Source organism: Thermodiscus maritimus (assembly GCF_055382595.1).
In genome coordinates this window covers 1,114,660-1,132,247 of sequence record NZ_AP042434.1, presented here as the reverse complement: position 1 = coordinate 1,132,247, position 17,588 = coordinate 1,114,660, and the positions used below count along the sequence as shown (strand labels likewise).

Here is a 17,588-nt window from a genome sequence, read left to right as displayed (position 1 = left end):
TTATCCCAGCACTGTGTCGAGGAGCAGCATGACTATGAACCCGGTGAAGAATGCTAGGGTAGACTTACCCTCATGCCCGCTCCTATGTGTCTCCGGTAGGGCCTCATGGCTCACGACATACACCATGGCCCCGGCCCCGAAGCCCATCATATATGGTAGCAGAATTAACGCGTAGTCCGATAGAATAGCTGCTAGGAGGGCAAAGACCACCTCCGAGAAACCGCTCAGCCACCCGTAGAATATTCCCTTCGCCAAGCTACCGGTGCTCGCGTACACGGGGATGCTGACTGCCAGCCCCTCAGGTATATCCTGAATCGCTATAGCAAGTCCCACCGTGACACCGCTGATGCCAGAGTAGACGCTAGCAGCTCCAATAGAGAACCCCTCTGGTAGATTGTGGATGATTATCGCGAACGCGACAAGCCAGGCAGCCTTCAGCTTCCTCAATCCCCCAATCGGCCCCTCATACCCCTTGACAAAATGCTCGTGTGGGACCGCCTTGTTGATTACGTGAACACTTACAGCCCCCAGCACGAGACCGATGATAGGCTTCAAAGCTCCATAGGAGTCTATAGCGGGGAGTAGGAGGCTGGTAAAGCTCGCGACAATCATGATCCCAGAGCTGAAGCCTAGACCCAAGTCGATAACAAGCGAGAACCTCCTAGTATCCATGGAACCCTTGACGAAGACCGCTCCAAACCCTCCCAGAGTAGTCAAAGCCATAGCCACACTCGACATGATTAACGCTAGCTTCACCGGGTCCCCTCCACTAGCCGCCACTATAGCCTCAGCAAATGATGACGCCAAGAAGACCCCCAAGAAACATGTGGAGTGGAGTTACATAGAATTAAGTATGTTAATTATGGTGCGGGGGGTGGGATTTGAACCCACGCAGGCCTACGCCAACGGGTCTTAAGCCCGCCCCCTTTGGCCGGGCTCGGGCACCCCCGCTCCTTATTTATTCTGGTCTCTCTAAGGGGAAATAGGTCTTTCCTCCCATGCAAGGGGTATAATTGGTTCCTCGTAATGGTGTCCTATGGGGTGGTTAATGTGGAGCCCCTTGTGATAGTTCATGGTGGCGCTGGCCGGTGGAGCCTTGTTTTCGAGGCGAGCCGTGAGAGGGGTCTAGGTATAAGTGAGGAGTCTGTGCTGGATGGTGTTAGGCAGGCGGCCCTCGCAGGCTATAGGGTTCTGGAGAGTGGTGGGTCTGCTGTCGACGCTGTAGTCGAGTCTGTTGCTTGGATGGAGGGGTCTGGATTATTCAATGCAGGCATCGCTGCGGCTTTGGCTGCGAACGGCGAGGTTTTAATGGATGCTGGCATCATGGATGGCTCCTCTAGAAGGGCTGTGGGGGTCTTCTGCCTCAAGTATCCCAGGCATCCTATTAGGCTAGCGCGCCTCCTCCTCGGAAGAACCCGCCACGTCCTCCTCGGGTGCGAGTATGCTGATAGGCTTGCTAGGGAGTATGGGTTGGAGAAGCACCCTGGCCCTCATCCGAGAGCCCAGGCCCTCTATGATGCTGCAAGGAGGAAGGCTTTGGAGGGTTCGGGATACACGGATAATAGAGAGCTGCTAGAGAGGCTCGGAGTAATTCTTAGCGATACTGTTGGAGCCGTGGCGTTGGATAGGGATGGGAATATTGCGGCTGGCGTGAGCACTGGAGGGACAACCTTCAAGGTGCCGGGTAGGGTTGGAGACTCCCCTATTCCCGGTGCAGGATACTATGCGCTGAACGGTGTAGGCGGGGCCGCCGCCACAGGGCTTGGGGAGGCAATACTGTTATCGAGCCTCACCTCTAGGATAGCATGGTATCTTAGAGAAGGGTATGACGCCGTGAAGGCTGGCTGGAAGGCCCTAGGCGAACTAGAGGAGGTTGCCGGTGGCGGGGCGGGTGTGATAATCATCGACTCCAACGGCGGCTATGCTGCAGTCTTCGATACCGAAGCAATGCCGTGGGCCGTTGCGGCCGAGGGTGGAGTTAAGGATTACGGGTTATGGCGTCGATGAACCGGGGCATTTAACCCGGCCTGTCCTTATCCATTCCCCTAGCTTTGAGAACGCCTTATACCTGTGTGACACCCTGTTCTTTTCCTCCAGGGTCATCTCAGCGTATGTCTTAGTGTATCCTTCCGGGACGAATATGGGGTCGAATCCGAAGCCTCCCGTGCCGCGTGGCTCCCTTGTGATCACGCCGCAGGTCTCGCCCACGAATACTTTCTCTAATGGCGGGTAAATTAGGACGGCTGCTGTCCTGAAGCAGGCCCTCCTATTATGCACGTTATGCATGAGCCTCAGTATCCCCATCCAGCCTATGGTTTTGTAGACGTAGCTGCTGTAGGGCCCCGGGAACCCTTTTAGGGCCTCGATGAATAGGCCGGAGTCGTCGACTATTAGGGGCTTCCTCAGCCTCCTGTAAGCGTCTCGGGCGGCGTAGAGTGCTATCTCCTCGAGGCTATCTGACTGGATCTCCAGCTTCCCCTCTAGGGGGGCCTGCTCTAGCCTTACCCCGTATTCCTCTAGTATGCCCTGTGCCTCCTCGAGCTTGTTCCTGTTCCCCGTTACAAGGTAGAGTCTACATTCTCCAGACACTCTTCCTCCTCTCCTCAACATACCTCCCACGCAGCTCTATCTCTCTAGCCCTCTCCAGGACCTCCCCCGCCTCGGGGCCCAGCCCTTCCCTGTAGCCTTGCCTGAAGCTCCGGTAGAGCTTGTCGGCTACGCCCGCGTGGGTTGACATGACAGCCCTCCTGAAGAGGTGGATGTCAACCGCCCTATCCTCAATGCTCGATGTGAAGTCTGAGAGGCCATAGTCTATGAGGACGAGGCCCCGGTTGGAGACTATGTAGTTGGAGGTGGTAGGGTCCCCGTGGACTATGCCGAGGGAGTGGAGGGATCCAAGTATGAATCCTGCATCGTATCCTGCCCTGGAGGGGTCTATGAGTCCCCGCCACAGGGCGTTCTTCAGCTGGGGTCCCTCAACATACTCCATAACGATCAAGCCCGCGGATGGGAGGACCATGTAGAGCTTGGGGGCAGGGACCCCTCCCTCTAGCGCAGCAGCTATAACCCTGGCCTCCCTAGCAGTCCTTATCCTGCGGAGCCTGGAGTCGAGCGCTGGATCCATATAGGGCTTCCTGGTCCTCAGCTTGTAGACTACTTTAGCACCGTGGAAGAGGCCTAGCCTCAGCTCCGACTCGGCCCCCCGGGCTATGAGTTCAGCCTCCTCCTGTATCGCTCCTATTATCCTGTTAGGGTCATAGGATACCATGGCACGTCTACCCTGTCAATCCTCCACCTCTGCCTTATAACAGCCTCCTCTAGAGCGACCGGTTCAACCCCACTCTTATAGGCGAGTAGCCCCGTTACCGCTATCATTACCCCGTTGTCGCCAGCGTATTTCGCCGGGATCGGCTTGAACCTGGCCCCGTGCATTCTCGACATGGCCTCCACCTTCCAGTTCAACAACTTGTTGGCGGCAACACCCCCGGTTAGCACTACCTCCCCCTTACCGGTGTGGGCTAGCCCCCGCTCTGCTACTTCTACAACGCTGGAGAATGCTATCTCGCGAAGCGTATAGCACACGTCGCTCTTACTCCTCCCTTTACCTACAAGCCTTACTGCAGCAGTTAGGAGGCCCGAGTATGAGACGTCCTGCCCCTTAACAACGTATGGCAGGTCTTCTATGAACGAGCCGCCCTCAGCGCACCGGTCGACGGCGTGCATTCCACCAGTCACGTAGGGGGGAGCTATACCGATCTCCCTCGCGAAGGTGTCGAGCAGGTTTCCCAGAGCTATGTCTAGGGTTTCCCCGAAAACCCTGTAGCGGCCCTCCAGGTAGCTGGCTATAGTGGTGGTGCCGCCGGATACGTAGATCACGAGGGGGTCCCTCAGCCCGGTTAGGAAGCGTGCGATCTCGATATGAGCTATCCCATGGTTGACCGGGTATAGGGGCTTATTGTACTTGGAGGCAAGGGCTCTAGCCACGGTTGCACCAACCCTGAGCGCAGGCCCCATCCCGGGCCCGAGGGCTACAGCTATCAGGTCTACTTCCCTCATCGAGACCCCTGCTTGGCGGAGCGCTTCTCCAACCACCTCCCCCGCTTTCTGCGAGAAGAACTGGGCGACTTCGCGGGGGAGGATCCCGCCCTTAACAGGCCTGTATCTAGCTCTTGCATCGGAGAGGATATAGGGTGGCTTATCGGATACTATGCTGGCGCCGAATGTGTGGGCTGTCGACTCTATCCCTAAGGCTAGGGTCATCTCACTTCTTGCGCCCGACGAACTCGGTGTAGCCGCAGTTGCCACAGTGCCACCTCTCCACGGGCTTCATGTGGTGCGCCATGAAGCTCCCGCACCTGGGGCACTTCTTGTTCTTCCTCTTTATAGTCCAGGATTCATAGTCTACCTCGTAGAGCTTCCATATCTGGACCTTCCTCTTACCCATCCCGTCTCACCCTCCAGCGTTACTCTTCCTCGAAGGGGTTCACTCCCCCATTCCTATCTATTATGTACTGCGGCTCGAATGCTAGGGCGCGCTCAACGGTATCGTATATGTGGACCTCGGCCTTTGAGAGTCCTATGCCGTACTCTGTCAGTATCTTCCTAACGTAAACCCTCTGTATATCTACCCCATACTTCTCCGCGAGAGTTAAGCGGATGTTTATCCTCATGGGGGTTGACTTGAACTCGTGGTGTATTAGCAGTGTTAGCTCCCTCCTCTTAACCAATGGGTTATACTTGTCCTCTAAGACTTCAGCCCAGACACCTTCTCCGAGGTCGATCCTTGCAGCCTGCTCGCTCATACTCGACACCCGTAATACCCTCCCGGCTAACAGCATTGGTTTGCGGGTTAAAAGGATATTTTCACTCTAGCCTTATTAGGCTCGGGGATAGCTCTAGGAACCTCGCCTGCGCTTCTCTGGATGTTTCGAGGCCTACTCTTATCAAGGTTGCCCCTCTATGGGGGACCCCGTAGACCACTGTTCCCCCTCTATGGAGGCAGGCTATGGAGGGGAGCGCGAGCATGTCCTCCTCCCCATCTACAACGATAGCCCACCTGCCTCTCTCATCGGCGGCACGGCAAACGGCCTGGTGGGCTTCTACTGTTATAGTTCCCGGAGGGTTCCGGACCCTCACAACATTATAGTCCGTGGGAACCCCCTCTTGGAGGGAGACGCTCCTACGGGTCTTCCCATCAACGATTATGACAACGTGCTTCTTCCCAGCCCTGGAGCAGTATTGAGAGACAACGTCTCCAACGCATATGAGGGGTTCCCCCACTCTCTCCAGGACAGGTGTTATGTCTCCACTGTATACTGTGCCCCGGGGCCTCGAGAAGTCCCGCCTGGCTCTAGGAGGGAGGCGGAAGGCTGGGGCCAGCAAGCTAGGCCCCCCTCCTTTTAACCACCCTACCGGCCACCCTGATGGCGTATGCTCCCGCCTTTGTTATCATGAGTTCTCTGGCGAGCTCTGACCTCTCGGGATCGATTATGATAACCATACCCTCCCAGTTAGTGGTGAATTCCGTCGATCCGCATACAGGGCAGACGTTGGCATCACTGGATACTAGTGCTCCGCACTTCTTACACGCTTTCAGCTTGGGCTTCTTGCTGGGAGCCCTCCCCCTAGCCACTATTCTCCACCTCTGATCCATTCTTCCTTGCCAAGGTAGGGCTGGCGCATGGTGAGGCCTACTCGGATCCCATAGCCTCTCTTATCCTTTCCTATCTGGGTTATCCTAGCCCGTACTACATCGTTTATCTCAACCATCCTGTTGGACTGTACTCCCCTGAAAGCCCTCCTCTCGGGCACGAATTCTACTGGCTCATCCATTATCTGGTTCCTGAATACGAATCCATCTATGGGACCCATGTCTACGAATATGCCGATCTCCCTAGCCTCCCGCACGACTCCACGTATCACTTCCAGCAGGACAGGCTTGTAGACGAGCATCTTGTAGCGGACGATATAGTAGGTTTGAGGGTCGCCGGGTAGGGGTAGCAGGACTCCCTCGCTCACCACCTTCGCGTTTAGCACCGATACTATTATCCCCTTCAGCTCCTGGTCCAGCTTCCCCTCCAACTGCTCCCTGAGCTGGACTAGGGCGGCCTTGTCAACGTCCTCTCCCGGAGCCGTCAGCAGTCCAATCCACTCCTCAGCCTCTACTTCAACGTACAATCAGTCCACCTCGTCAAGCGTACTCCCGTCTAACTCGTTATCAAGGTGATTACTGCGATTAAACGGATATTTATACGGTTATGGAGGGAGCCAGTCGGCTTCGACCAGTCCCTCGCTCTCCCTATAGTAGAGTGTTGGAACACCATGGCTCCTCAGCCTCCTCCTCAAGCCCCGATCGCTTGTAGCTACTACGACCCTCGCCCCCGCGGCTTTAAGATCTAAGGCAATAGCCAGTATATCGTCGTCTACACCCCCCTCGACTCTAGACTCTATAATCTCATAATCAATGCTCCCCCTGGAGAGCATGTCTAGGGCTCTCCTAGCGGCTCTTGAGAGGGACTGGCGGGGAGCCTTCTCAGCCAATAAGCGTAGTTCTCCTAATACAGATGAGGGGACTATGATCCTGTAAGAGGATTCTAGGGCCTCCAGTATATGGGTTGGGGCTATAAGGCCCGTTGCGAGGGCTATCACCATATTGGTGTCCATTACGAGGGCTATTCTCTTACGTGCCCCCAGCCTATCAGCCTCCATCTTCCATGGATCCTCCTGCTAAACGCCACCCTAGCTCCATCCCACGCCACTACGGGCCTCCTAAGCTTAGCCTCGAAGTAATCCTTTGACACAGACTGGAGTACTCCAAGAGTTATGGCTGTTCCAACGGTTATCATCAGCATCTCACCCTTCCTCAGGGGCTCGACCTTCACCTCCTCCTTCAGCCCGACAACCCTCTCGAGCAGATTGTACTCCACCCTTATAGTGTCGAGTACTGGGGGTAGCTGGCCCGGCTTACCCACAGCGTTCCCTACCAGGTTGTCGGCCTTAGTCACTGAAGGGTCAAGCTCGGTTCCTATCGCTACGAGGCCTCCTGGCTTGGCCTCATCCACGCTTATCCTGCCGAACTTGAGGCTCGTTATCCTAGAGTGGATGGGCACGTACTCCATTCTCCCGCCGGGCTTCCTAACCGGCACGCCGGGTAGGATCTCGATCTCGTCGCCGACGCGGAATACTCCCTGCAGTATTCCTCCCCCGATAACGCCGCCCACCAGGCGCTCCGGCGGGGTCCCTGGCTTGTTAACGTCGAAGCTCCTAGCTATGAACATTAGCGGGGGCTTGTCTAGGTCCCTCTTAGGGGTGGGGATCCTCGCCTGTATTGCTGCTAGCACAGCGTCTATGTTGGCGCGCTTCAATGCGCTAACGGGTATTATGGGGGCATCCTCAGCTATTGTTCCCTCTATGAACCTCTTGATCTCCCTATAGCTCTCCCGAGCCCTCTCTGGGGATACGACGTCCACCTTGTTCTGGACTATTATGATCTTGTCTACACCGATTATTTCAAGCGCCACTAGGTGCTCCCGGGTCTGTGGCTGCGGGCAGGGCTCGTTGGCCGCCACAACCAGGATTGCGCCATCCATGAGGGCGGCCCCGGAGAGCATCGTAGCCATAAGTATCTCGTGCCCGGGGGCGTCGACGTAAGATACTCTTCTAAGCAGCTCTGGCTGGGCGTTTGGATCGCACTCGCAGACGGGCTCCGGAGAGTACTTCTCGGGGAAGCCGCACCCCTTGCACTCCCAGATCTCGCCGTCAGCATAGCCCAGCTTGATAGTCATGCCCCTCCTTATCTCCTCGCTGTGCCTCATAGTCCATATACCGGTTAGAGCCTGTACTAGCGTTGTTTTACCGTGATCCACATGGCCTACAACTCCAATGTTAACCTCTGGCTGCCTTCTATCCTCGCTGCTCAACTTCCTCGAGTCACCCCGAAAGAATGGTGTAGTGGGAGGATATTAGGGGTTTGGTGGCTACTCGTAGTGCACCACTACGTTAAGCTGTGCTAGAACGGTCTTCCTCCTCTCTCCCCTGGGATCGGGGACCATCCTGCCCCTGACAGTCTTCTTCCTCCTCTCTCCCTTCTCCCTCGGCCTGAAGCCTGGGGGTCCCGAGAGCAGTATCTTCTTCTTAGCTGACCCAGGTACTCCCGGGTGCATTGGGAAGCCTGTGGCGTCGCTACCTCCCCTGATCTTAAGCCTTATCCCTGGCATTCCAATAATGGTTCCATCGAATACGTCGCCAATCTCTAGGCCGGCAAGCCTCTCAACCATCTTCTGCGGCACTGCTATCTGCCAGGCCTTGGCCCTGAATACTTCTCCCTCCTTCTCTAAGTCTCCTACCAGTTCTCCTAGGTGTTCCATGTTCACGTGCACTTCTCCATCGGGCACGTTATCGTCGATTATCACCTTGAAGGTGTCGTTTACTCTTCCATCCTCTGTCTTAAACCTTATAGTTATAACCGGGAACTTCTCGTCGAGCCCCAGCTCCTTGGCTAGCTTAGAGTTGAGCTTTGCAAGGGGTAGCTTTAATCTCTCCTTCCTGACCCTACCCTTCTCCTTCTCACGCCTCATCTCATCCCTGTACTCGAGCTGCTCGTCCTCTACTCCCTTGACCTTAACCTTCACTATCTTCTTCCCGCCCTTGGGATCCGAGATCACTATTCTAAGTGGGGGTGCTTCCTCAGCCAATCCCTTACACCTCCGACCGGTCTGCCGAGGGCGGAGCCCTCGGACCGCCGACCAGCCGGTGTAGATGAGCCTTCACCACACACCTAATAACGTTTACCGGGACAGTAGCATTCCAGGGGGAGGATATAGAATGGCTGAGAAAGAAGAGAGAGGGGCTGAGAAGCCTAGGCTGAGGCAGCCAATAGTAACTGTGCTGGGCCACGTCGATCACGGTAAGACGAGCCTCCTCGACAAGATTAGGAAGACTGCGGTGGCGGCAAAGGAGGCAGGCGGGATAACGCAGCATATTGGGGCCAGCTTCGTCCCAGCCGAGGTTATAGAGAAGATAGCTGAGCCCCTCAAGAAGATCATCCCCGTAAAGCTGATCATACCTGGACTCCTATTCATAGACACGCCAGGCCACGAGCTCTTCTCCAACCTCAGGAGGAGGGGTGGAAGCGTAGCCGACTTCGCAATAGTAGTTATAGATATCATGGAGGGATTCCAGCCCCAGACCTACGAGGCGGTGGAGCTCCTAAAGGAGAGGAGGGTGCCCTTCCTAGTAGCGGCTAACAAGATCGATAGGATCCCCGGGTGGAAGCCGAACCCCGACGAGCCATTCATATTCACTATAAGGAAGCAGCCGCCGGAAGTCCAAGCCTTACTCGAGCAGAAGGTGTACGAGATCATAGGTAAGCTCTACGAGCTAGGGCTCCCCGCGGAGCTCTTTACGAGGATAAAGGACTTCACGAAGGCTATAGCAGTAGTCCCAGTCTCGGCGAGGACTGGCGAAGGAGTCCCTGAACTGCTAGCGGTCCTAGCCGGGCTGACGCAGCAGTACTTGAAGAAGAGGCTGAGGTATGCTGAGGGGCCGGCGAAGGGGGTTATACTGGAGGTTAAGGAGCATCCCGGCCTGGGGAAGACTATAGATGTCGTAATCTATGATGGAGTAATAAGAGTCGGGGACACGATAGTTTTAGGAGGGAAGAACGGGCCGATAAAGACCAATGTCCGTGCACTCCTAATGCCCAAGCCCCTGCAGGATCTAAGGGCTAGGGAGGCGAGGTTCACCAATGTAGACGCCGTGTACGCGGCTGCTGGAGTGAGGATAGCCGCCCCCAACCTAGACGAGGCCCTGGCAGGGTCACCAGTATATGTTGCTAGGAGCGAGGAGGATGCTGAGAGGCTTATGAAGGAGGTAAAGAGGGAGCTGGAAGAGATAAGGATTAGGACGGACAAGGTAGGGGTAGTTGTTAAAGCCGACACTCTTGGAACACTTGAAGCCCTTGTAGCCGCGCTTAAGAGGAAGAATATACCAGTAAGGATCGCAGACATAGGCCCTGTATCGAAAATAGACGTGATAGATGCCTCCATAACTAGGAAGGAGGACCCATACCTAGGCGTAATCATAGCCTTCAACGTGAAAGTGCAACCCGACGCTGCCGAAGAGGCTAAGAGGCTGGGGGTTAAGATCTTCCAGGACAACGTGATCTACAGGCTCCTAGAGGACTATGAGAAGTGGATCGAGGAGGAGAGGGAGAGGGAGAGGATGAGGCAGCTATCAGAACTCGTTAGGCCCGGGAAGTTCAGGATCCTGCCCGGCTTCATATTCAGGAGAAGCGATCCAGCAATAGTTGGGATAAAGGTTGAGGGTGGAGTGATCAGGCCCGGCTACCCGGTCATGGACGAAAATGGCAGGCCCCTAGGCAGGATCCTAGCCATAAGGGATAGGGATAGGAGCCTCCCGGAAGCCAGGCTCGGCATGGAGGTAGCAGTATCGATCCAGGGCAGGATCCTGATTGGGAGGCACGTAGACGAGGGAGACGTGCTCTATACCAACGTGCCAGCCGAGCATGCGAGGAGGCTGGTGGCGGAGTTCAAGGACCTCCTAAGCAAGGACGAACTAGACGTTCTGAAGGAGATAGCCGAGATAAAGAGGAGGCAGGGAGATATAGGTTACGCCGGAGTACTCTTGAAGCTAAAGAGCAGTAAGAGCTAGTACTCCGGCACAACCTCCTCCTCACTAAACACTACCTTGAACTCCCTCTCAAAGCTCTCTGGGCTATCGCTCGCGTGGACTACATTGTCCTGTATCGAGAGGGCGAAGTCCCCGCGTATGGTGCCCGGGGCAGCCTTTCTACCATCTGTGGCGCCTATCATGAGGCGGACCACGCTTATCGCCTGGTCCCCCTCGAGGACCATCGCAACGATGGGGCCGCTGGTTATGAAGTCGACAAGGTCATTGTAGAACGGCTTATCCCTGTGGACGCTGTAGAACTCCTCTGCCTGGCTCCTCGTCATCCAGAGCATCTTTAGAGCCCTAATCTTTAAGCCCTTCCTCTCAAACCTGGATATGACCTCCCCGATGAGGCCCCTCTTGACACCGTCAGGCTTCACGAGCACTAGGGTCTTCTCAACAGCCATCCATATTCACCGGTTGCTAGGAGGGGATTGGTTAAGGGTATAAGAGGATGCTTAACGCACCTCTACGGGCTCTCCTTCTCCCTATGGACTTAGGCTAGCTTCTTCTTCATCTTCCTTATCCACGCTAGCCTGTCGGGCCTCCTCCTCAGCTTCATGAAGTTCTTGTAGCACTTGCTGCTGCAGAACCAGAGCACCTGTCCCCTCTTAGTCACGAACATTATACCTGTACCTGGCTCTATGGGGCGGCCGCAGTAGTCGCATGTCCTCATCTTTGGCACTACACCTACACCCCAAGAGGTGAAGCCGGTGGGGAGAGGAATTAATACCTTTAACCCCCATCCCATAGGAGTACGGTACGCAAGGGGTGCGGTTGGATGTCGGAGGAGAAGAGCATAATCGAGGAGATCGGTTACCCCGCCGAGGTAATACAGATCATTGGTAGGACTGGAGTGGCGGGAGAGGTAACCCAGGTTAGGGTTAGGATACTAGAGGGTAGGGATAAGGGTAGGATCATAACCAGGAACGTCATGGGAGCGGTTAGGCTCGGCGATATACTGATATTGAGGGAGACGGAGAGGGAAGCCCGGAGGCTCAGCAGGAGGAGGAGGTAGTCCTGGACTACTCGCTCCTATACTCCACCCTCCAGGGTCTAGCCTCACGGTCTACTACAACCATCCCGTAATCCTCTAGAAGCCTTAGATAGCCTATCAGCGTCCTAGCCTGTACATAGGATTGTGGCGAGGGCTCTACTCCATACACTCTTCTAAGTAGATCGTTGAAGTCCTCAACACCCATTGGTATGATGGCGAGGGCTCTCGCCATCCTCTTATTCTTCCTTTCAATAACACCCTTGAAGTACTCGAGCGCCTCCCTCCTACCTATAATACTGCCATGCCCAGGGGCTAGGCGCCTCCACTCCCTACCCATGATCTCGTATACAGTGAGCATGTAGTCCCTATAATTGATTGTAGTAGGGGACTCGCCTAGCACTGCATTATCGCCGGCAAAGAGGTAGTCGCCAACAATTATGCACTGGTGGTCATCAGTATGACCAGGGCAGGAGAACGCCTCTAGACCGAGATCAAGCGGGCACGAGCCTATAGGATACCTTTTAGCCGAGTTGTATGATTCAACGATTTCACCATACATACCCTTAATCATATTGAAGAACTGTGCCAGCACGCCATGGGATCCCGTAGGCTCAATACCCATTGCCCGGAGGGGTGTGTAGACATGGTCCAGTACAGTCTCTAGAGACGAGAGCACCCGATCCGTCTCCTTCCCAGCGCAGATTATGGGGGAGTCGAGCCCTGTTATACCGAGTGAGTGGTCCCAGTGCCAGTGGGTGAGTATAACAGCAGAGACCTCGCCTACCCTGCTGGGATCCAGCCTCTCCCCTCCAGAGTCGACTAGGAACCTCTCTCCACCAGCATCCACTATATAGAAGTTTGAGGGAGTTGTTAGAGGGAACCTGAACGTCTCCCGCCTCTCAACCTTAACACTGGTTGGACCGCTCATATGCTCTAAGCCACCATGTGATCCCTGTTATGCGGACGCTATTGCTTATAGATACTTCGAGGCATGTATGTATCTTCGATTGCCCCCACCTTTATACCAACCAAGCATCACATAGCTAAACGAGCACGAGAAGCCTGGGGTGTAGGACTATTGCATTTTGAGTTTACAGAGGACCAGAAGATCTTCAGGGAGGCCGTAAGGGAGTTTCTAGCGAAGGAGCTCCAGCCCCGTTGGGATAAGATCGATGAGGAGCACTGGATCCCCACAGAGCTGATCCATAAGATGGGAGAGCAGGGGCTCTTCGCAATACCAGTCCCCGAGGAGTATGGGGGACAGGGAGGCGACTTCACCACTACCGCTATAGCTGTTGAGGAGGTGGCGTACCACGACCCCTCGGTAGCGGTAGCGGTTTTCACCCTGCTCAACAACGCCTGGCCCTTCATACTCTACCTCTACGGTAACGAGGAGACGAAGAACGAGATCCTCCCGGTAGTGGGGAGGGGGCGGGGCTTCTTCGGCATAGCGTCTACCGAGCCCCATGGGGGGAGCGACGTAGCTGGGACTAGGACTAAGGCGGTCAAGTCCGGCGACAAGTACGTTGTTAATGGAGAGAAGATATTCATAAGCGGAGTCCGCGAGTCCATGCAACAGCTCGACCTAGGCTCATGGTACTTGATCACGAGGACGGGGCCCGAGGAGGCAAGGCATCGGGGGATATCGGCGCTAGCATTCATAGGGAATAAGAACGGCAAGATCCCCGAGGGATTCGAGTACACTATTCTAAACACTATTGGGAGGCACGGCATCTCTACAGGACAGCTCATATTCAAGGACGTCGAGGTTCCCGCTAAGTACCTGATAGGAGAGGAGAACAGGGGCTTCTACTATGCAATGGAGGGCTTCACTCTAGCAAGGATACTCGTCGCAGCGGCAAACATCGGGGCTTCAAGGTGGGCGCTTGAAAGGATGGTGGAATGGGCCAGGGAGAGAGAGCTATTCGGAGGCAGGCCGATCGCCTCATTCCAGGGCGTCAGCTTCCCTATAGCCGAGGTTGCGATGGAGCTCGAGGCTGCCAGGCTACTAGTATACGAGGCTGCATGGATGGCCGACAAAATCTATATAAAGAAGGAGCCAGGTCTTAGGCCGAAGGACCTCAGCTTCTACTCCGCCTCAGCCAAGCTGAAGGCTGTAAGGACAGGGTTCAAGGCCTTCCAGACCTTAATGGTCGTATATGGAGCCAACAGTTATGTGAAGGAGACCAACGTTGCCAGAGGCTTCCTGGGAGTACTCTCATACCTGGTAGGAGCGGAAGGAGCCCAGAACATTATGAAGTACATCATAGCGAGAGAGGTAATAGGGAGAGAATACGTGAAGGACTAACACCCAGACAATATCTCCTCCACAAGACCCCTACACATCTCATATTTCTCCCTTGCAACCCTCGAGCCCCGGTTAGAGGCTTCAATAAGAGACTTTGCAGCCATACATACGAGATCCTCCTCCGTAACCCGTAGGACTACTCTGTGGATGAAGCCGGGGTCGACGCGCTTCATTAAAGTCCGTGTGAATGGGAGCGTATCATCTAACACGATCTGCCTGGTGAATATTCCCTCACTGTTAATTACGAGACTATTATTCTTAGATAGTTCCACTTCAACCTCGTGCTCGCCGGGGGGAGGAGCAAGGCACATGGCTAGATCGATTCCCCTCTTCCCAATACAGGGGCACGTCATCTCTCATCTGGCACCCGCTCTACGATTAGAGTGAGCCCTTTAAAGGATGTGACACGTACTCGCTCCCCAGCCCGGATAGTCTCACCGCTCCTCGAGACAGCGTTCCAGATCTCTCCCTCGAGAAGGATCTTCCCCTCGGGGTCAAGGTCCTCTATGACCTCTCCAACCAGCCCGATCAGAGCCTCCGAGCCCACCTTTACGCGAGACGCCTGAGCCTCCGCCACCCTATACGTTAGAATACCAACCACCGCGATGAACACTGCAGTGGCGGCGACGATCCCCTCTAAGCCTATAACGCCTTTATCGTATAGCAGGTAGAGGATAAAGTAGAGTATAACTGTTATCACGATTATCTCGTCGAGGAGGGCGACGACAGCCTCAACATACTTGCTCCTCAACCCTACCCCCACTATACTGTTAAACGCGGAGGCATAAACCAGATAATCAAAGCGTAACTAGAAGGTGTATGGAATTGAAGGAACAGTGGATGAAAGTCACCACAGGGTCAAAGCTGCTTGCAGCATACTACGGGATTATCGCGGCCATTGAGAGGATATCGGGGGAGGCGGACGTCTCGCCTCTCGAATACTATGTAGGAGAGGAGGTGCTAGACGCAACCTGGATCCAGGGAGGGATCGAGTCTGGTAAGCTGGTCGTAGAATATAATGGCCCCCGGGAGGGTCTGGAGGAGGTCGAGGACGAGATTGAAATAGGCGGGAGGACAGTTACCTTACAGCTGACCCCGGTAAGGGAGCTTATGGGGGTTCCATTAACCGCCCTCTACGAGACTGCACCGGAGAAGACTCTACGCTCGGACTCCCCCGAGTTTAAGCGGCTAGCGTTCGAGACAACTAGGAGCGGTATCGAGTATATGTCGCTGTATCTTGACGATGGAAGGATCCTATTCTTAGAAGGAGAGTACCTACGTGTATCCCTACCCTTCGTCAGGGCTGCAGGGAGCGTCCACACCCACCCGGAGGGGTCCTGTATGCTTTCATTAAAGGATCTGGAGTCTGGCCTCGACCTCCTAGCAGAGGGAGGCTTATTCGAGGCGGTAGCTACGATCTCCTGCTCCTTCATAATGTACAGGATCGGCCTTGTTACAGAGGACGATTATTTCAGGGTCAAGGAGGCGATCCTCAAGGCTAGAGGCGGCGGGCTCGAACGCCCTATAAGGCTGGATAGCATAAAGTTCTACAGCCTCTCATACTAGGAGGGTGGACCCTGTGAGGAGCCTGGAGGAGATCGTGGAGGCTCTAACCTCCCTATCGAGGACAGGGTGGATGCTGCGAGGGATCCCCCACACTATAGCTGAGACTGTCGCCGAGCACTCCTTCCACGCATCCCTCCTAGCACTTGAACTATCACTGAGACTCCGCGACATGGGGTACCATATCGACCCCTACAAGGCCGCGGTCATAGCGTTAGTACACGATATTGGAGAGTCGATTATCGGTGATATACCTAGGACCGCCGGGATACATGATGCTAAGAGGAATGCGGAGGCTAGAGCCGTCTCAACACTCCCCATACACGATACTATCAAGGCCCTTGCCTCCGAGTTCGAGGAGCTAGGGTCAGATGAGGCTGTCATTGCTAGAGTAGCAGAAATGCTCGCCACTGCCGCGAAGGCTAGAAGGTATAGGCTGCTCGGCTATGAGGGCGTTGCCGAGATCGAAGACAACATGGTTGAGAGTATTAGGGCCATGCTGAATGGAAGAGTGTATGGGCGTGCTTTGAAGGAGATCGCTTCAAGCCAGCTAGGATTACCCCTCTAGCCTCCGCTTATACTCTAGAGCCGTTGGTACTATGAGGGACCCCTTCTCCAGCAGTCCTAGGGAGCCGTTCTTACACGACTCTTCGCTGAAGGACCTCCTACCCTCACCTAGCCGTGGATGAGAGAACATTAAGGGTACGGGGTCGTCGCTGTGGGATTTCATGTACCAGGGCGTGGCGTGATCGCTGGTAACTATGAACAACACGTTATCCCTATCTATCCTGTCGAGGAGCGGTCTTACAAAGTACTTGTCTATCTCCTCTATAGCCTTCACCTTCCCCTCAAGGTCGCCGTCGTGGCCGGGTTCATCGGGGCCCTTCAAGTGGACGTACACACCGTCATGCTCCTCCAGCGCTTTGACTGCGAGTTCAACCTCCCTCTGGAGTAGCGTAGGTTTATCCACCAGCTGAGGATCCAGGCCTAAAGGCACATCTGCTAATCCGAGGGCTAACGCTATCCCCCTCTCAACAACCATCTCCACAATACTAGCCAAGTCGACTCCATACTTCTCCTGGAACGGCTCAGCCTCCGGCAGTTTATCGCCTGCGTCCCGGAGGAGGACAGCGTTGGCTGGGAGGAGTCCCCGCTGCCTCCTCTCCTCGTTTACCGGGTGCTTGTCTAGGATCTCGATAGCCTTCATGGTGAACTCGTTGACGAGTTCGGCAGCCTTCTTAGCGTTGGGGGTGTCAGTGAGGGGCTTGGCTTTCTGGATATACGGTTCAAAGCTGCTCCTGGCATGACTTATCCTCCCTACCCGTTCATAGGCTGGATCAGTATTCGTTATGTCAGCGGATAGAGGCATATCGCTGTGCTTGATTACAAGCACCCCCCTATGACCTATCGTTGCACGGAAAAGCGCCCGTGCTCTGCCACCATCCAGCTCCATTCCATCAATAGCCTCGGCGAGCAGCCTAGCCTCCCTGGTGGTAACGCTCCTTCCAGCCCTCCTATCAATTATCCTGAGAGTAGCAGGGTCTACGGTAGCATAGTTTGCTCTCAGCGCGAGCTGGCCGCTGGAGAACCTAATCCCCGCCCCCAGAGCCTCCAGGGGGCCTCGACCGGTATAGTACTTCTCTGGGTCATAGCCAAGGAGGCTCATAACTGCCACATCGCTCTCCGGCGCTATCCCCTTCCCAACCGTGTAGACGAGCCCGCATACACTGTTCTCGGCGAGGCTATCTATACCAGGCTTCTCCGCCAGGGCCAGACTCTTCTCCCTGCCCTCAGCGAACCCGTCTGCAGCACCGTCCAGGACAATGTACACGAGCTTCACTACAGACACCAAATTTGGTTGCTGAGAGCCTGAGAATATAAAGCGGAAGGATGGCGGCGGGGCCCCCACTGGTAGCGGGGGGTGGATTTGAACCACCGACCTCGGGGTTATGAGCTTCGCGGGGCGGAGCTATACGCTACCAGCCCTCCCGCGGGCTGCCAGGCTACCCTACCCCGCTGTCTTACCCCGCC

24 protein-coding genes and 2 tRNA genes are annotated in these 17,588 nt (G+C 55.3%); 6 read left to right on the top strand and 20 right to left on the bottom strand.

Annotated features, from left to right (window positions below; all coding sequences use genetic code 11):
- Positions 1 to 807: a ZIP family metal transporter gene (locus tag ACZ47H_RS06250; protein WP_464932838.1), complete on the bottom strand. Its 807-nt coding sequence runs from the start codon at positions 805 to 807 to the stop codon at positions 1 to 3.
- Positions 808 to 863: 56 nt separating this feature from the next.
- A tRNA-Leu gene (locus ACZ47H_RS06245) sits at positions 864 to 951 on the bottom strand.
- Positions 952 to 1,041: 90 nt separating this feature from the next.
- Here ACZ47H_RS06245 and ACZ47H_RS06240 point away from each other — a divergent pair.
- A complete protein-coding gene (locus tag ACZ47H_RS06240; RefSeq protein WP_464932837.1) occupies positions 1,042 to 2,007 on the top strand; it encodes an isoaspartyl peptidase/L-asparaginase family protein in 966 nt (321 codons plus the stop codon).
- Here the strand turns inward: ACZ47H_RS06240 and ACZ47H_RS06235 are convergent.
- From ACZ47H_RS06235 to ACZ47H_RS06185, 11 genes are all read right to left on the bottom strand, one after another.
- Entirely contained in the window at positions 1,993 to 2,610 is a 618-nt protein-coding gene (locus ACZ47H_RS06235) for an XTP/dITP diphosphatase (protein ID WP_464932836.1), read from the bottom strand. The genes ACZ47H_RS06240 and ACZ47H_RS06235 overlap by 15 nt on opposite strands.
- Positions 2,573 to 3,268 (bottom strand): Kae1-associated kinase Bud32, encoded by a 696-nt coding sequence (locus ACZ47H_RS06230; protein WP_464932835.1) that lies wholly within the window; start codon positions 3,266 to 3,268, stop codon positions 2,573 to 2,575. Before ACZ47H_RS06230 ends, ACZ47H_RS06235 begins: the two co-directional genes overlap by 38 nt.
- The gene (kae1, locus tag ACZ47H_RS06225; protein ID WP_464932834.1) at positions 3,241 to 4,260 is read right to left on the bottom strand and encodes a KEOPS complex N(6)-L-threonylcarbamoyladenine synthase Kae1; all 1,020 of its coding nucleotides are present in this window, start codon (positions 4,258 to 4,260) and stop codon (positions 3,241 to 3,243) included. The genes ACZ47H_RS06230 and kae1 overlap by 28 nt, the downstream gene beginning before the upstream one ends.
- A gap of 1 nt (position 4,261) precedes the next feature.
- Positions 4,262 to 4,444, bottom strand: coding sequence for a 30S ribosomal protein S27ae (locus tag ACZ47H_RS06220; RefSeq protein ID WP_464932833.1), 183 nt, complete (start codon positions 4,442 to 4,444; stop codon positions 4,262 to 4,264).
- A gap of 19 nt (positions 4,445 to 4,463) precedes the next feature.
- Positions 4,464 to 4,802, bottom strand: coding sequence for a 30S ribosomal protein S24e (locus ACZ47H_RS06215; RefSeq protein WP_464932832.1), 339 nt, complete (start codon positions 4,800 to 4,802; stop codon positions 4,464 to 4,466).
- Positions 4,803 to 4,863: 61 nt separating this feature from the next.
- Complete coding sequence (locus ACZ47H_RS06210) at positions 4,864 to 5,382, bottom strand: GTP-dependent dephospho-CoA kinase family protein (protein WP_464932831.1); 519 nt, start codon at positions 5,380 to 5,382, stop codon at positions 4,864 to 4,866.
- Position 5,383: 1 nt separating this feature from the next.
- Positions 5,384 to 5,632, bottom strand: a complete 249-nt coding sequence (gene spt4 / locus ACZ47H_RS06205) for a transcription elongation factor subunit Spt4 (protein WP_464932830.1) — start codon at positions 5,630 to 5,632, stop codon at positions 5,384 to 5,386.
- Positions 5,632 to 6,177, bottom strand: a complete 546-nt coding sequence (locus ACZ47H_RS06200) for a DNA-directed RNA polymerase (RefSeq protein ID WP_464932829.1) — start codon at positions 6,175 to 6,177, stop codon at positions 5,632 to 5,634. The genes spt4 and ACZ47H_RS06200 overlap by 1 nt, the downstream gene beginning before the upstream one ends.
- Positions 6,178 to 6,255: 78 nt before the next feature.
- Entirely contained in the window at positions 6,256 to 6,708 is a 453-nt protein-coding gene (locus ACZ47H_RS06195) for a PIN domain-containing protein (protein ID WP_464932828.1), read from the bottom strand.
- Positions 6,672 to 7,919: a translation initiation factor IF-2 subunit gamma gene (locus tag ACZ47H_RS06190; protein ID WP_464932827.1), complete on the bottom strand. Its 1,248-nt coding sequence runs from the start codon at positions 7,917 to 7,919 to the stop codon at positions 6,672 to 6,674. The genes ACZ47H_RS06195 and ACZ47H_RS06190 overlap by 37 nt, the downstream gene beginning before the upstream one ends.
- A gap of 57 nt (positions 7,920 to 7,976) precedes the next feature.
- Positions 7,977 to 8,693: a 30S ribosomal protein S6e gene (locus ACZ47H_RS06185; RefSeq protein WP_464932826.1), complete on the bottom strand. Its 717-nt coding sequence runs from the start codon at positions 8,691 to 8,693 to the stop codon at positions 7,977 to 7,979.
- Between the two features lie 130 nt (positions 8,694 to 8,823).
- Between ACZ47H_RS06185 and infB the strand changes: the two genes are divergently transcribed.
- Positions 8,824 to 10,671 carry a translation initiation factor IF-2 gene (gene infB, locus ACZ47H_RS06180; protein ID WP_464932824.1) on the top strand — a complete coding sequence of 616 codons (1,848 nt, stop codon included), beginning with the start codon at positions 8,824 to 8,826 and terminating at the stop codon, positions 10,669 to 10,671.
- Here the strand turns inward: infB and ndk are convergent.
- Positions 10,668 to 11,096, bottom strand: coding sequence for a nucleoside-diphosphate kinase (ndk, locus tag ACZ47H_RS06175; RefSeq protein ID WP_464932823.1), 429 nt, complete (start codon positions 11,094 to 11,096; stop codon positions 10,668 to 10,670). The genes infB and ndk overlap by 4 nt on opposite strands.
- Before the next feature lie 89 nt (positions 11,097 to 11,185).
- Positions 11,186 to 11,374, bottom strand: coding sequence for a 50S ribosomal protein L24e (locus ACZ47H_RS06170; protein ID WP_464932822.1), 189 nt, complete (start codon positions 11,372 to 11,374; stop codon positions 11,186 to 11,188).
- 96 nt (positions 11,375 to 11,470) lie between these two features.
- Here ACZ47H_RS06170 and ACZ47H_RS06165 point away from each other — a divergent pair, with 96 nt between their 5' ends.
- Complete coding sequence (locus ACZ47H_RS06165) at positions 11,471 to 11,707, top strand: 30S ribosomal protein S28e (RefSeq protein ID WP_464932820.1); 237 nt, start codon at positions 11,471 to 11,473, stop codon at positions 11,705 to 11,707.
- Positions 11,708 to 11,714: 7 nt separating this feature from the next.
- On the opposite strand, the gene ACZ47H_RS06160 is transcribed toward ACZ47H_RS06165, so the two are convergent.
- Positions 11,715 to 12,614, bottom strand: coding sequence for an MBL fold metallo-hydrolase (locus ACZ47H_RS06160; protein WP_464932819.1), 900 nt, complete (start codon positions 12,612 to 12,614; stop codon positions 11,715 to 11,717).
- A 150-nt stretch (positions 12,615 to 12,764) separates the two neighbouring features.
- On the opposite strand from ACZ47H_RS06160, the gene ACZ47H_RS06155 reads away from it, so the two are divergent.
- The gene (locus ACZ47H_RS06155) at positions 12,765 to 13,994 is read left to right on the top strand and encodes an acyl-CoA dehydrogenase family protein (RefSeq protein WP_464932818.1); all 1,230 of its coding nucleotides are present in this window, start codon (positions 12,765 to 12,767) and stop codon (positions 13,992 to 13,994) included.
- Here ACZ47H_RS06155 and ACZ47H_RS06150 read toward each other — a convergent pair.
- Together ACZ47H_RS06150 and ACZ47H_RS06145 are read right to left on the bottom strand one after the other, a co-directional pair.
- Positions 13,991 to 14,347, bottom strand: a complete 357-nt coding sequence (locus ACZ47H_RS06150; RefSeq protein WP_464932817.1) for a hypothetical protein — start codon at positions 14,345 to 14,347, stop codon at positions 13,991 to 13,993. The two genes, ACZ47H_RS06155 and ACZ47H_RS06150, sit on opposite strands and share 4 nt — an antisense overlap.
- Complete coding sequence (locus ACZ47H_RS06145) at positions 14,344 to 14,745, bottom strand: NfeD family protein (RefSeq protein ID WP_464932816.1); 402 nt, start codon at positions 14,743 to 14,745, stop codon at positions 14,344 to 14,346. Before ACZ47H_RS06145 ends, ACZ47H_RS06150 begins: the two co-directional genes overlap by 4 nt.
- 74 nt (positions 14,746 to 14,819) lie before the next feature.
- Here ACZ47H_RS06145 and ACZ47H_RS06140 point away from each other — a divergent pair, with 74 nt between their 5' ends.
- Positions 14,820 to 15,560, top strand: coding sequence for a hypothetical protein (locus ACZ47H_RS06140; protein ID WP_464932815.1), 741 nt, complete (start codon positions 14,820 to 14,822; stop codon positions 15,558 to 15,560).
- 13 nt (positions 15,561 to 15,573) lie between these two features.
- A complete protein-coding gene (locus tag ACZ47H_RS06135; RefSeq protein WP_464932813.1) occupies positions 15,574 to 16,125 on the top strand; it encodes an HD domain-containing protein in 552 nt (183 codons plus the stop codon).
- Here ACZ47H_RS06135 and ACZ47H_RS06130 read toward each other — a convergent pair.
- Positions 16,114 to 17,397 carry an alkaline phosphatase family protein gene (locus tag ACZ47H_RS06130; RefSeq protein ID WP_464932812.1) on the bottom strand — a complete coding sequence of 428 codons (1,284 nt, stop codon included), beginning with the start codon at positions 17,395 to 17,397 and terminating at the stop codon, positions 16,114 to 16,116. The two genes, ACZ47H_RS06135 and ACZ47H_RS06130, sit on opposite strands and share 12 nt — an antisense overlap.
- A gap of 69 nt (positions 17,398 to 17,466) precedes the next feature.
- Positions 17,467 to 17,575: transfer RNA gene (locus ACZ47H_RS06125), tRNA-Met, on the bottom strand.
- Between the last annotated feature and the right edge of the window lie 13 nt (positions 17,576 to 17,588).

Coding starts and splice junctions, on each gene's coding strand:
- ACZ47H_RS06235 (WP_464932836.1), bottom strand. CDS start 2,610: ATGTTGAGGAGAGGAGGAAGAGTGTCTGGAGAATGTAGACTCTACCTT.
- ACZ47H_RS06230 (WP_464932835.1), bottom strand. CDS start 3,268: ATGGTATCCTATGACCCTAACAGGATAATAGGAGCGATACAGGAGGAG.
- kae1 (WP_464932834.1), bottom strand. CDS start 4,260: ATGACCCTAGCCTTAGGGATAGAGTCGACAGCCCACACATTCGGCGCC.
- ACZ47H_RS06220 (WP_464932833.1), bottom strand. CDS start 4,444: ATGGGTAAGAGGAAGGTCCAGATATGGAAGCTCTACGAGGTAGACTAT.
- ACZ47H_RS06215 (WP_464932832.1), bottom strand. CDS start 4,802: ATGAGCGAGCAGGCTGCAAGGATCGACCTCGGAGAAGGTGTCTGGGCT.
- ACZ47H_RS06195 (WP_464932828.1), bottom strand. CDS start 6,708: ATGGAGGCTGATAGGCTGGGGGCACGTAAGAGAATAGCCCTCGTAATG.
- infB (WP_464932824.1), top strand. CDS start 8,824: ATGGCTGAGAAAGAAGAGAGAGGGGCTGAGAAGCCTAGGCTGAGGCAG.
- ndk (WP_464932823.1), bottom strand. CDS start 11,096: ATGGCTGTTGAGAAGACCCTAGTGCTCGTGAAGCCTGACGGTGTCAAG.
- ACZ47H_RS06165 (WP_464932820.1), top strand. CDS start 11,471: ATGTCGGAGGAGAAGAGCATAATCGAGGAGATCGGTTACCCCGCCGAG.
- ACZ47H_RS06160 (WP_464932819.1), bottom strand. CDS start 12,614: ATGAGCGGTCCAACCAGTGTTAAGGTTGAGAGGCGGGAGACGTTCAGG.
- ACZ47H_RS06150 (WP_464932817.1), bottom strand. CDS start 14,347: ATGACGTGCCCCTGTATTGGGAAGAGGGGAATCGATCTAGCCATGTGC.